We start from the raw sequence: 13781 nt of genomic DNA on the forward strand, positions 1-13781 counted from the left end.
AAAAATAGTAAAGAATAGGGGGAATTAGAGAACGGATATCCTTTTTACAATCGTTTCAGATCCTGAAACGATTTTTAAGAAGTAAATACCACTATTTAAGCGGTTAGGAATGGTGTAACTTTTTGTTTGCTCACCGGAAGAGATCCGTTCATTGGAGAGCGTAACCACTTCATTACCCAAAAGGTCCATTATTTTAACAGAAAGATTGGATTCCCGGTCTAACCTCAGAATCAGATTAATTTGATCACTTACCGGGTTCGGGTATACTTTAAGCACACTCAGAATTTTATCCTGTTTGATATTTGCAGCAACTTTTGCATTGGTGATATCGTTATAAGGAACATATCCAAAAGTTGACCTTGGCTTATAAGTAGGTACGTTGGCTTTAATCTGAGGTGTTTTGTAGATCTTTTTTGCCCTTACATTGGAGATGGCACTATCCGGTCGCTGAGCGAAAACATTAAGGCTACAGAAGACACTCATGCATAATATGCATAAAATGTTTAAGAGCAGCGCTATTCGTAGTTTTCTATTCATGTTTGGATGATGCCAAAAATATAAATAATAAAACAAAAAAATCAATGATTTTGTTTACTTATTAAATATTTAACAATATTTAACAACTTAAGTCGTTCCTTACATTTGACATTTTATAGAAATAGAAGGATCTCCTTGATTTTATGGGATTGTAAATTTGTTTATTTACTGTAATTTTACCGCATAATTAGAAGAAAGTGTCAAATCAAAAAAATTTAAATGCGCTCAGTGCCGGAGGGTTACTTATTAGTCTGGGGATTGTTTACGGAGATATTGGAACTTCACCACTCTATACATTAAAGGCAATTTTTACTGCGGTAAAGGGTGCCGGGCAAGCGGTAACCCCGGAATTAGTACTCGGAGCAATTTCCTGTATCATCTGGACGCTGACTTTACAAACCACCATTAAGTACGTAGTCATTACCCTTAAAGCGGATAATAAAGGAGAGGGCGGAATTTTTTCGCTGTACTCTCTGGTTCGAAAGAATGCCAAATGGCTCGTCATTCCCGCCGTTATTGGGGGATGTGCGATGCTCGCCGACGGAATCATTACCCCCAGTATTACCGTGACTACTGCCATTGAGGGCTTACAGTTAAAATTCCCTGATGTTCCGGTTATCCCAATTGTCATCATCATCATCTCCATCTTATTTATCATTCAGCAATTTGGAACGAACCTGGTCGGAAAGCTTTTTGGTCCGGTGATGTTTTTGTGGTTTAGTGCGCTGGGATTATTGGGAATTTTGTTCGTTGTTCAGGATTTTAGCATTTTAAAGGCATTAAATCCTTATTATGCAGTTACTTTACTGGTTAATAATCCTGCTGCATTATTGATCTTAGGTGGTGTTTTTCTATGTACAACCGGAGCCGAAGCATTGTATTCGGATATGGGGCATTGCGGGAAAAACAACATCCGGGTGAGCTGGGTCTTTGTGAAGGCCATGTTGATTCTGAATTACCTTGGTCAGGGAGTGTGGGTATTGCACAGACCTCATTATGAAGTAGAATTAAACCCCTTCTTTGAAATTGTTCCTCCTGCTTATTTGCTGTTCATGGTTGCCCTGGCCACACTGGCGGCAGTTATTGCCAGTCAGGCAATGATTACGGGGTCATTTACACTGATCTCTGAAGCAGTAAGGTTAAACTTATGGCCGAAAGTAAGGATCAACTACCCAAGTAACCAAAAAGGACAAATCTATGTGCCTTCAATCAATTGGTTGTTATGGATCGGTTGTGTGGCCATTGTATTGATCTTTAAAAAATCAGGAGCGATGGAGGGCGCTTACGGACTGGCGATTAACCTGACTTTCCTGTCTACTACGATATTGGTAGCGGCTTACATGAAACGTAAAAAAGTGCCGCTATATGTGATCCTGATATTTCTTGCCATCTACGGTGTAATTGAATCGACATTCCTGATCGGTAATCTTGCCAAGTTCTTCCATGGAGGTTGGATGACCGTATTGATCGGTTCCGGGCTATTTACGGTGATGTGGAGCTGGTACGTAGCGAGAAAGATTAAAAACAGATTTGTTAAATACGTTGAAATTGAGGATTACTATCAGATCATTTCCGAATTAAGTGTGGATGAATCTGTTCCTAAATATTCTTCTCAGCTGGTATATTTAACCAGTGCCAATTTTAAAACAGAGATTGAATCCAAGATCATTTATTCCATCATTCAAAAGGAGCCTAAGCGGGCAGATGTATATTGGTTGGTGCACGTAGATGTGGTAGACGAGCCTTATACAAGGGAATATAAAGTGGAATTCCTGATCCCCGGTAAGCTGATCAGAATCGATTTCAAACTTGGATTCCGGGTAGAGCAAAGTGTAAACCTGCTGTATAGAAAAGTGATTGAAGACCTGGTAAAGAATGGAGAAGTTGACATTACCAGTCAGTATACCTCACTTAATAAACATAAAATTGCCGGGGATTTCAGATTTGTGCTCTTAGAAAAGCATTTGTCCAAATTCTCGAAACTGAGTTTTTACGAACGAAGTGTAATGGATTATTACTTTATCCTGAAACGTTTCAGCCTTTCGGAAGAAAGAAGTTTTGGACTGGATTCCAGTTATGTGGATGTAGAAAAAGTTCCTTTGATCTTTGTCACTCCGGATGACATCGAATTGACCAGACTTCCGGTTTAAGATCATTTCAGATTTTCAATATAAAAGGCCCTCACAAGGGCCTTTTATATTGAATTTTATTCGCGGTTTAGCGCAGGTTATGCTGTAAAAAGCCATTTACCTGTTCCTTATAGGTTCTCCCTATTGGGAGTTGTTTATTTTGGATTTCTATTTCCGTGCTGGTATAGGCGTTTATTTTTTCAGTCGATACGATATAAGAACGGTGAATTCTCAGAAAATTATTTTTTGGAAGCTGTTCTTCTATTTGCCCCAGTTGAAACCTGGTTGTGATGACTTTGTCGATGGTAAAGATCCGTACATACTCTTTCAGGCTTTCTATATAAAGAATCTCCCTGAAATAGATCTTTACCTGTTTCTTACTGGTATTGACAAATATATATTCTTTGCCTGCCGGGGTAAATACAGCTGAGGTTTCCGGTTTGCCGGAGCTGAGCTGTTTTAACTTGTTTGCTGCTTTTAGAAAGCGGCTAAATTCAATTGGCTTCAGGAGGTAATCTACAACGTTCAGTTCATAACCCTGTAAGGCATATTCATGGTAAGCTGTGGTAATGATGATATGAGGAGGGTTTTTTAAGGTTTGTATAAAGTCCAGGCCTTTGAGCTTGGGTAGGTTAATGTCTAGAAAAATAACATCGATATCATTGTTGCTCAAATCATCCAGCGCACTAATGGCATCAGCGTAAGTCTTTTTTAATTTCAGAAAGGGGACATCGGTAATATAATCCTGAAGGATTTCAGCAGCCAAAGGCTCATCTTCAATAATGATACATTTATAGGGTTCCATGACTGTTGAGGTTAATTTTAAGGGATACATTAAAAACTTTAGGAAGATTGTCCAATGTCAGAGAGAATTCCCGGTACATCAACTCAAGCTGTCTGCGGATATTGCTCAACCCGATTTTTTCATTCACTATATTTTCGCCATTATAATCCTGCGTGTTTTGGGTTTTAAAAATCAGCATCCCATTTTTTAAAATAATGCTGATCTCCATATGGTTATCACCTGTGGTTTCATTTAATCCATGTTTGAATGCGTTTTCAATAAATGGGAGCAGGATAAGCGGGGTAATCATTTGAGTATTATCATCAATTTCTTTCTCAAATGATACTTTCAACCGGTCATCGTATCGTATTTTCTCCAGCTCCAGGTAATCTTCCAGGATTTTGATTTCTTCAGCAATGGTGATAGAAGCCCTATGGGATTCATACAGCATAAACCGTAATAATTTTGATAATTTGAGTACAACTTCAGGGGCCTGGTCTGATTTTTTCCTCGCCAGACCATAGATATTGTTCAGGGTATTAAATAGAAAATGTGGATTGATCTGGTTTTTTAAAAACTTGAGTTCTGTTTCCAGTTTATCCTTAATAAGGAATTTTTCTGTTTTCAGTTTGGAGGCCTGCAAACGGAAGAGTTTTAAAGCAACAGCAATGCCACAGATGTAACCAATATCCAGTAAGGCAATAAATAGACCGGAGGGATTAAATACATCCGCCATACCAACAATTTTTTCTGGTTTGAGTAGGGGGCTGATTACAAAAACGTTTGCCAGACGATAGAAAAAAATGGCAATGATCAGGGCCAGAAGAATCTGGACGACCACACTGAAGATCGCCTTTTTCTGAACCAGAAGATCGTTTACCGGAAACTCCATGACATAGTAGGAAAAAGACATTTTAACGGAAACCAGCAAAAAGTTAAAGAGGATCGCCAGGGTAAGGACATAGGTTTCCTGCTCTGGCGGAAACAAATCATGTATCCAGGCATACTCCAATAAAGTTCCCTGTATGCTATACGTAAACCAGAATAGGATATGTCGGTAAATCTTGTGCTTCACTAATGGAAGTTCGTGATTTTTAAACCAAATAATTGAAAATAATATCAATGACATTCCTGATGATACAAACAGTCATTTTTTAGGTATCATGGTTTTTGGATGTGGGTAACGGTGGTTTGTGCTTTATGGAGTGTTGTTTGTTGATAAATTTTGTATGTATGGGTTGGGCTTACTGATATTACTTCTTTAAGAAGCTCAACCAAACAAGATGATGAAAACCTATAGAACAAAAGTAATTTTTCTCGGCCTGATTGCAGGTACACTGGATGGCCTTGCCGCGATTTTCTTATCGGCAAGAGGTAATGCAACCATGGTATTTAAGTATATCTCCAGTGCAGTTCTTGGGCCTGAAGCGTTTAAGGGAGGAGCAGCTACGGTTATTCTGGGAGTAGGCTTCCACTATTTTAATGCCATGGCATTTACCCTATTCTACTTTTTTATTTATCCCCGGGTATCCTTACTTCGGAAAAATATTGTGCTGAGCAGTCTATTGTATGGTTCATTTATCTGGATCGTGATGAACCTCTGCGTGGTGCCATTGAGCAGGATTAACACTTCGCATTTTACAATCAGCGGCGTGTTAAAAAGCTGGGTAATTCTCGTTGTTTTTATTGCTTTGCCGCTGGCAATCGGGATCAGGGAGATTTACCGGAATAAAACTACATCTAAAAAATTAGGGTTATGAAACTATTATGGTTGTTTACTGCCATGATCATCTGGAGTATGGTCAACGGGCCTGGGGACGGGGTCGTGCAAAAGAAAAAAACGGCTGATGCTGGTTTTGCTGTTGTAGAACTGTTTACTTCCGAAGGGTGTTCCAGCTGTCCGCCAGCTGAAAAGCTCCTGAAAGAAATTCATCAGCAGTACCAGGGGAGAGCAGTTTACGTCCTTGCTTTTCATGTCGATTATTGGGATAAACTGGGTTGGAAGGATAAGTTTAGCGATTCGAAATATTCTGGCCGGCAATACAAGTACAGCGTATTTTTCCAGGGCAGGCTTTATACCCCTCAGGCAATCATTAATGGAAAAGAGGCTTTTGTCGGATCTGAAGGAGATAAAATCAAAGGGGCAATTGACAAGCTCCTGAGGAAGAAGGTAACGTTACCGGATACGGAATATAAGGTTCGTATAAAAGACGGTCAGGTGACACTGGATTACCTCCTTGGGCAGTCACTTAAAGGAAATCTCTTATCGGTTGCACTATTGCAGAATCAGGAATCAGTTCAGGTTATGGCTGGCGAAAATAAAGGCAAATTATTAGAACACGTTAATGTGGTAAGGTCTTTTTATTCGGAGGCGATATTGGATCGTTCAGGTAGTCTAAATCTGGATCTTCCTAAAGATACCGATGCTAAGGGACTTCATGTCCTGGTTTACCTGCAGGATCAAAAAAATCTTAATGTGATTTCCGCCACAGAGATTTCTCTGTGAGGAACTATGGAATAAAAGTGATCTCTGAAAATTCTGAATCAATAAAAAAGGCTCCGGGGAGGAGCCTTTATTGCTGGTCATCTAACCAAGCAATTATAGGGATAATTATAGGAGGGCACTTTAAGGGATGTCCAATCTCATTACTGTCGATTTATATGGAACATCGTTTTTTAATCTTATTATTTACAATAAGTCTAATGTATAAATATATTTTCTAAAAAAATAATATATTGAGAAATATTCTAGGATTTGGTTCAGAAAAGGCCAGGATAAAGAAGAATTAGTATTTCTTGTGCTCTTACCTGATTCTTGGTTTGTCGGTGTTCGATTAGCACAGTTAACCCGAACGTCCCATGGACGTACCTGAAACGTAGCAGGAACGTCTTTTTGTACGATAAGACGTTCCTGGTATAACTGAGGTACATGCCTGGAGTGTTCCGGTTATCCGCCTGCGCCTAAGGAATGTCGGGCGCTATAGAAAGGCGACCGATGATCTCCATAAAAAAGCCCCTGAATTAAATTCAGAGGCCTCTATTGAATACATCTTGATGTTAAACAGTAGGTGAGCCTTGTTGCCCTAGTTTACTGTGTCTGTAACCGTAAAGGAAATAGACCACCAGACCTACAATCAGCCATATGCCAAAGCCGATCCAGTTGGAAATACCAAGCTCACACATCATGTATAAGCAGCTGATGAGTCCAAGTACCGGAATCAGAGATAAATTTTTAGTGATGCAATAGTAGATAATTACCAGACAGATGATCAGAAAGATCCACATTGGAATTTTGTGTTTAAATAAGCCCCAGCCTGATTCATATTTCTTCTCCGCACTTACCGTCGATTGATCCATAAAACGTTCGTACTGATCAGCAGATAAGCTATTGAGATAAGCTGTGGCGTCCAGATTTTCAGCAGGGTTTACTTTTACTGAACCTCTTTTGATTTCTCCCTTTACCAGGTCAAGTTCCGAAGGATTCAGTGAGGTAATAAAATGTACAGGTTCATATACCTTTGGGGTATTGAAGATAAATGCATTTGTTTCCTTTTTATAAGTAGTGAAACCTACAATCAGCATGGCTATAAATACCACAGGAACAATATACTTTGAGTTCACATAAGGCGTTTTAAACTTACCTCTTTGAATATTCGGCTTGTTTTGCAATACCAGCACCCCGGCACAAACCAATACAAAGGCAAACAAGGTTCCGATAGAGCAAAGATCGGTTACAATAGTCAGGTTCATGAATAATGAAGGAATGGCTACTACAAAACCAACTACTATGGTTGCAAAAGAGGGAGTATGATACTTAGGGTGGATCTTAGAAAAAGATTTAGGCAATAGGCCATCACGGCTCATGCTCATCCAGATTCTGGGTTGCCCCATCTGGAAAACCAGCAAGACACTTGCCATAGCAAATACCGCACTGACTGCAATAATTCCACTCATCAGCTTCAGATTGATCTGATCAAATACGAATGCCAAAGGGTCTCCGACAGCTAAAAGGCTATAATTTACAATACCGGTAAGCACCAGTGCAATCGCTACGTATAAGAGTGTACAGATAATAATTGCCCACATCATTCCCCTCGGAAGATCTCTTTGAGGATTTTTACATTCTTCTGCAGTGGTGGAGATGGCATCAAATCCGATATAAGCAAAGAATACTGCAGAAACCCCTTTTAGGACACCTGAGATACCGTTGGGTGCAAAAGGATTCCAGTTTGCCGTATCTACATAGAAAATTCCGACTGCAAGTACCAGCAATATCACTGCAAGTTTTACCACAACCATTGCATTACTTGCATTTCTGGATTCTTTCATCCCTCTGTAGATCAGCCAGGTAATAAAGATGATGATGGCCAATGCCGGTAAATCGGCTACAATATGAAAACTTCCGATTTTCGGGGCGGTGATCCAGGCATTATTTGCAATTCTGGTTGCTTCATCAAGATTGGCGAAGCTTTTTCCGGCATTGACCAATGCTTCTGCATGTTTATGTCCGTTATAAGCTGAAAGATAGTCCATTGTGGCCCAATCCGGTACGTGAATACCTTTTATGCCCAGGGCGGGGATATGTATGGAAGAGAGGAGGCCTGTAAAATAATCCGACCAGGAAATGGCCACTGTAATATTTCCGATAGAGTACTCCATAATGAGAGACCATCCGATAATCCATGCCACCAATTCGCCAAAGGCTACGTAAGAATAGGTGTAAGCACTACCAGATACGGGAACCATTGACGCGAATTCTGCATAAGCAAATGCGGCAAAGCTACAGGCAACAGCAGTGAAAATAAATAGAAATATCACGGCTGGTCCACCATCTGCGCTGGCCTTTCCAATTGTACTAAAGATTCCCGCACCAATAATTGCTGCAATCCCAAAGGCGGTAAGGTCCCTTACCCCTAGGGTTTTATGTAAAGAAGTTCCATGTTCTCCATAGCCTTTTTCTGCATCTTCTAATATTTTGGTAATAGATTTCTTTCTGAAGAGTTTTTCAAACATAGAATATTGGTTAGGTTAGTTTGTATTATTCAAACTTATAAATTTACTTCTAAACTATTAACCTAATTTCTGTAATTCGTCTTTAATAAATGAGGCCAGCTCCTGAATGTAACCCAGACTAAAGTCAAATTTAATTCCTGCGGTCTCATAGATTTCATTGATAGGTTTGGTGTAACCTAAGGAAAGAGCTGCCAGATATTGTTCTAAAGCTTTCTGTGGATTTTCTTTGTAATTCTTCCAGATCGCAATAGCTCCCAACTGGGCGATCGCATATTCTATGTAATAAAATGGAACTTCGAAAAGGTGCAATTGTTTTTGCCATAAGTTTCCAAATTCAGCTTCCTGGCCGTCCCAATTGGCAAATCCGGCGCCGAAACGGGTATATATTTGTTTGAAAGCCTCTTCTCTATCGGCGGCATTATGACTTGGATTGGTATAGATCCAATGTTGGAACTGGTCAATAACGGCTACCCAGGGAAGGGTTTTTAACACATCCTGTAGTTGTTCTCTTTTTGCACGAAGTAAGTCTTCTTCGTTGTCAAAATAGATGTTCCAGTTGTCCATTGAGATCAATTCCATACTCATAGAGGCCAGTTCTGCAACCTCAGACGGGCAATGTTTGAAATCGTTCAGCTCCAGCTGAGCAGTCAGGAAGGTATGTATCGCATGACCACCTTCATGAACCATTGTGGTCAGATCCCTCAGCGAGTTAGCGGAATTCATGAAAATAAAAGGTGCCCCGGTTTCCGCTAGGGGATAATTGTATCCCCCAGGTGCTTTACCTTTCCTACTTTCTACATCAAACAGGTTATTTGCCTTCATGGTAGCCAGCATTTGGCCAAGCTTCGGATCTATTGCATTAAAACACTCAATACTCTTGTCAATAAGTTCCGACCCATTTTTGAATGGTTTTAGAGCCGCTTTACCGGTAGTACTTACTTCCATATCCCAGGGTTTAAGCAGGTCAATTCCTAAAGCTTCGGCACGTTTTTGTGCCTGCTCTTTTAAGATGGGTACTACCTGTTTCTCAATTGCCTCATGGAAATGATAACAATCCTGCGGGGTATAGTCAAATCTGCCCAGGGCCTGGAACATATAATCTCTGTAATTTTCGAAACCGGCATTTAATGCAACCTGATGGCGCATGGTTACCAATTCATCAAACAGCATGTTTAGGTCATCCTTATCTACCATACGGCGTTTCTGGATGGTTTCCCATGCTTGTTGTCTGATTGCCCTGTCTGTATCTTTAATAAAATTGGCAGCTTGTTCCAGTGTGTATTCCTGTCCGCCGATCTCCACACTCATTGCACCAGTGATGCCCTGGTACCTTTGTTGGGTAACCTGTAGTTTAGTCAGCAGTTCGACATTCTCTTCGCGGTAGATTTCTATTGCCTTCCTGATCGCTCTGATGTAAACGAAATATTTTTCCTGATCCAGTTCATTGATAAAAGGGCTGTCGTTAAATTTTTGATTGAGCTGGTTGGCAATAGGAGAGATCTTGGGTTCAATTTCCGTAGCGAAGTATTGAAAAGACTGGACCAGTTCTTCGTTAGCGGTATCACAGCTCATCTTGATATACCTCCAGGCAAAATCTTCCTCCAGGGCTGCTTCAAGTTCACTTTTATCTTTCAGCCATTTCTCCAGTTCAGCAACATTTTCTATAGGACGCGAAAGTAATTCATTCAGAATAGGTTCCAGGTTGTCCCATTTCATTTCCAGGTTTTGAGGGATATAAGCTCTTTGTTTTGCAGGTATATTGAGATTGATCATTTTTTTAAATTAAGATGAGACAAATATAACGAACCGGGAGGTCGTCAGCAATCTGAAAGACAATTGATTTATTAAATAGTCTGAGTTTGGTTTCAAAGATGGCTGACAGTCAGAAATCCTCACTATTAAGAATTATTCAAAATAATTTGGATTACCAAAGAATCATCTGCTACTTTGCGGTTATTTAGAAATAATCTAAATTAATTAAGATATGTATAAACTTCTATTTTCCTTATTTCTGCTGTTTTTCAGCATGACATTAAGCGCGCAACAATTTTCCACAATAAAGGGGAAAATCACAACTTCAGATGGGCAGGCGGCGGCCTATATTAGCGTAGGTTTAAAAAACAAAGCTCAGGGTAACCTTAGTGATGAAAGCGGTAGCTATAGCATTCCCCGGGTTAAACCAGGGAATTACACTTTACGCGCTACTGCGGTAGGATCGAATCCGATAGAGAAGGCAATTAAAGTGCTTCCGGGAGAAGACCTGACTGTCGATTTTATCATTACCGAGAATTCCGGTCAGTTAAAAGAGATCAATATCAATAGCAACAAAACCAATAAATATGCGACGAAAAGGAGTGAGTATGTATCAAAGATGCCGCTTAGAAATTTAGAAAATTCGCAGGTTTATTCCTCTATTTCCAAAGAATTAATGGCCGATCAGCTTTCCTTTTCCATAGATGATGCCACCAGAAATGCACCGGGCTTACAAAAGATGTGGGAAGCTACCGGACGTGGCGGAGATGGAGGCTCTTACTATAATTTAAGAGGCTTCATTGCACAAAGCAAACTTAGAAATGGCATTGCAGGAAATGTAACCAGCAGAATTGATGCGGCGAATCTGGAGCGGATAGAGGTTATAAAAGGGCCATCAGCAACACTTTTTGGAAACGCCCTGACTTCTTATGGTGGTCTGATCAACAGAGTTACAAAGAAACCTTATGACCATATTGGAGGAGAGGTAACTTATGCCGCAGGAAGTTATGATTTTAACCGCGTCAGTGTAGATTTTAATACGCCCCTTGATACGGCTAAGACGCTGTTGTTCCGTGTAAATGCAGCCTATAACTATGAGGGCTCGTTTCAGGACAGAGGATTTGACAAGGGCTTTGTTCTTGCACCAAGCCTGTCCTATAAAGCCAATGACCGCTTGTCATTTCTCTTCGATGCAGAGATTTTTAGTGGCAAAAATACAGGTAAACAGATTTTCTTTTTCCCTTATCAGCAATCGGTCGCAGCACTTGGCGTAGATCGTGCAGATCAACTGAGTGTTGACTACAAAAAGTCTTATTTCTCCAATGACCTGACTCAGCAATCCAGAAACACCAACCTGTTTGGTAATATGGAGTACAAGTTTTCGGACTCCTGGACATCGCAAACCAATATTACTTATACCAAAAGCTACTCCAACGGGTTCTCTCCATATTTTTATCTGATGCCTGGAAACCTGCTTTCACGTGAGGACCAGTCTACGATGAACAGTAAGATGAACGTATTGGAGATTCAGCAAAACTTCAATGCTGATTTTCATATTGGCGGACATAGAAACAGGTTTGTAGTTGGTCTGGATTTTCTCCGGATCAATTCAGATCAACTTTTCTATAGTGCTAAATATGACGAGCTTTCAGCGGGAGTTACTTCCGGACCTGCCTACGATAGTTTTAACAGAACGAATATGGAAGCTGTGTACGGAAAAGATAAAACTACCTATCCCGATATCTACAAAACCAATACCTATAGTGCCTATATTTCTGACGTCTTTAATATTACTGATCAGTTCATGGCTTTGGCAGCAATCCGGGTAGATCGCTTTGAACATAAAGGAAGTTATGACCGGCAGGGGAAACAAAGGAGTGAGCCGTATAAACAGACTCAGTTCGCACCTAAATTCGGATTGGTTTATCAGGTCTTAAAAGATCAGCTTTCTCTGTTTGCAAATTATCAGAATGGTTTTACCAATGTTCCGGGAACCAATTTCGAATCAAAAGCACTTAAACCCGAACAGGCGAACCAGATAGAGGGTGGGATAAAGATGGATTTATTTGATGGAAAACTTAGTGGAACCTTAAGCTATTACGACATTAAGGTAGAAGATATGGTCAGACCCTACCAGGGAGGAACAGGCGAGAATTCAAACCTAAAGATTCAGGATGGAACTCAGACAAGTAAAGGGTTTGAGGCAGAATTAGTTGCCAATCCGGCAAAAGGCCTGAATATTATTGCCGGATTTACTTATAATGATTCGAAACTTGTAAAAGTTCAGGATCCGGATGTAGAGGGGCTTCGTCCCGGAACTGCAGCTTCTCCGTACACGGCAAACCTTTGGTTAAACTATCACCTGCCAGATAATTTTATTAAGGGCCTGGGCTTTGGCGTTGGAGGAAACTATGCGAGTGATAATAAAGTGTTAAATAGCAGGGCTTATGGTGTATTTATCCTGCCGGCCTATACCATTCTTAATGCCAGTGCTTTTTACGATCATCCAAAATTCAGGCTTGGTCTTAAAGTAGACAACCTCACAGATAAAAAATATTGGATCGGTTATACGACTGTAAATCCGCAAAGGTTAAGAAATATAATAGGTAGCCTTACCTACAAATTTTAACCTGAAAACCAGGTGCCTGCTATGGGTTAATCCATACCGCAGGTACCTGGTTATTATGTTTTAGTGCAATACCGTTCTGAATAGCACATCTGCCAGAAAGCAAAGGGCAAAAACAACGGAAGCAAAACCATTTGTTGTAGCAAAAGCTTTATTGACTTTACTGATGTCATTTGGTTTTACCAGTAAATGCTGATAAATTAACATGATGCAGAAGAATGCAACTCCTACATAGTAAAACCAGCTAAAATTGTGAGGGGTAAAAAATATAGGCAGGATTACACATAAAGCCGAAAAGACATGTAATGCTACTGATAACCTCAACGCATTTCTGATACCTAAAGCAGCTGGAATAGAATGCAGCTTTTCCTCTCTGTCGAACTCCTCGTCCTGCAAGGCATAAATAATATCGAAACCACTTACCCAGAATAATACGGCAAAGGAATACAGCACCGGAACGATATGGAATGCGCCCGTTACAGCAATATAAGCACCAATGGGGGCAAGGGACAAACCAAGACCCAGTACCAGATGGCACAGTGCCGTAAATCTTTTGGTATAGCTATAGAATAAGACGACAAATAAGGCAACCGGCGATAAATAAAAACAAAGCTTGTTGATAAATGCAGTAGTGGCAATAAACAGGATGCAGTTAATGATGACAAAGATTAAGGCTTCATTTGCCGAAACCTTTCCCGCCGGAATGTCGCGCATCTGGGTGCGTGGATTCTTTGCATCAATATTTCTGTCCAGGTATCTGTTAAATGCCATAGCTGCATTGCGGGCAAAGACCATACAGAGCAGGACAGCCACCAATAACATCCAGTTAAAAGGATTGGAAGTCGTCGTTACACCCAGAAAGAAACCAATCATTGCGAAAGGAAGTGCAAAAATGGAATGGGCAAACAGGACCAGTGAAAAATACTTCTTCATAAAAACG

General features: G+C 40.3%; 10 protein-coding genes. 4 read left to right on the forward strand and 6 right to left on the reverse strand.

What is annotated here, in order from left to right:
* Nucleotides 1-24: 24 nt before the first annotated feature.
* A complete protein-coding gene (locus tag BFS30_RS13920; RefSeq protein WP_237028578.1) occupies nucleotides 25-537 on the reverse strand; it encodes a T9SS type A sorting domain-containing protein in 513 nt (170 codons plus the stop codon).
* 197 nt (nucleotides 538-734) lie between these two features.
* Between BFS30_RS13920 and BFS30_RS13925 the strand changes: the two genes are divergently transcribed.
* Nucleotides 735-2687: a KUP/HAK/KT family potassium transporter gene (locus BFS30_RS13925; RefSeq protein ID WP_069379834.1), complete on the forward strand. Its 1953-nt coding sequence runs from the start codon at nucleotides 735-737 to the stop codon at nucleotides 2685-2687.
* A gap of 67 nt (nucleotides 2688-2754) precedes the next feature.
* On the opposite strand, the gene BFS30_RS13930 is transcribed toward BFS30_RS13925, so the two are convergent.
* Together BFS30_RS13930 and BFS30_RS13935 are read right to left on the reverse strand one after the other, a co-directional pair.
* Nucleotides 2755-3471 (reverse strand): LytR/AlgR family response regulator transcription factor, encoded by a 717-nt coding sequence (locus BFS30_RS13930; RefSeq protein ID WP_069379835.1) that lies wholly within the window; start codon nucleotides 3469-3471, stop codon nucleotides 2755-2757.
* Nucleotides 3458-4525, reverse strand: coding sequence for a sensor histidine kinase (locus BFS30_RS13935; RefSeq protein WP_167353144.1), 1068 nt, complete (start codon nucleotides 4523-4525; stop codon nucleotides 3458-3460). Before BFS30_RS13935 ends, BFS30_RS13930 begins: the two co-directional genes overlap by 14 nt.
* A 208-nt stretch (nucleotides 4526-4733) precedes the next feature.
* Here BFS30_RS13935 and BFS30_RS13940 point away from each other — a divergent pair, with 208 nt between their 5' ends.
* The gene (locus BFS30_RS13940; RefSeq protein WP_083252047.1) at nucleotides 4734-5210 is read left to right on the forward strand and encodes a hypothetical protein; all 477 of its coding nucleotides are present in this window, start codon (nucleotides 4734-4736) and stop codon (nucleotides 5208-5210) included.
* The gene (locus BFS30_RS13945) at nucleotides 5207-5956 is read left to right on the forward strand and encodes a DUF1223 domain-containing protein (RefSeq protein WP_069379837.1); all 750 of its coding nucleotides are present in this window, start codon (nucleotides 5207-5209) and stop codon (nucleotides 5954-5956) included. Before BFS30_RS13940 ends, BFS30_RS13945 begins: the two co-directional genes overlap by 4 nt.
* A 551-nt stretch (nucleotides 5957-6507) precedes the next feature.
* On the opposite strand, the gene BFS30_RS13950 is transcribed toward BFS30_RS13945, so the two are convergent.
* Together BFS30_RS13950 and BFS30_RS13955 are read right to left on the reverse strand one after the other, a co-directional pair.
* Entirely contained in the window at nucleotides 6508-8463 is a 1956-nt protein-coding gene (locus BFS30_RS13950) for an amino acid permease (RefSeq protein ID WP_069379838.1), read from the reverse strand.
* Between the two features lie 57 nt (nucleotides 8464-8520).
* Nucleotides 8521-10236 (reverse strand): M3 family oligoendopeptidase, encoded by a 1716-nt coding sequence (locus BFS30_RS13955; RefSeq protein WP_069379839.1) that lies wholly within the window; start codon nucleotides 10234-10236, stop codon nucleotides 8521-8523.
* Between the two features lie 211 nt (nucleotides 10237-10447).
* On the opposite strand from BFS30_RS13955, the gene BFS30_RS13960 reads away from it, so the two are divergent.
* Nucleotides 10448-12844 carry a TonB-dependent receptor gene (locus tag BFS30_RS13960; protein WP_069379840.1) on the forward strand — a complete coding sequence of 799 codons (2397 nt, stop codon included), beginning with the start codon at nucleotides 10448-10450 and terminating at the stop codon, nucleotides 12842-12844.
* A gap of 60 nt (nucleotides 12845-12904) precedes the next feature.
* Here BFS30_RS13960 and BFS30_RS13965 read toward each other — a convergent pair whose 3' ends face one another.
* Nucleotides 12905-13774, reverse strand: coding sequence for a UbiA-like polyprenyltransferase (locus BFS30_RS13965; protein ID WP_069379841.1), 870 nt, complete (start codon nucleotides 13772-13774; stop codon nucleotides 12905-12907).
* Nucleotides 13775-13781: the final 7 nt, after the last annotated feature.

This window comes from Pedobacter steynii (assembly GCF_001721645.1).
Classification (GTDB): domain Bacteria; phylum Bacteroidota; class Bacteroidia; order Sphingobacteriales; family Sphingobacteriaceae; genus Pedobacter; species Pedobacter steynii_A.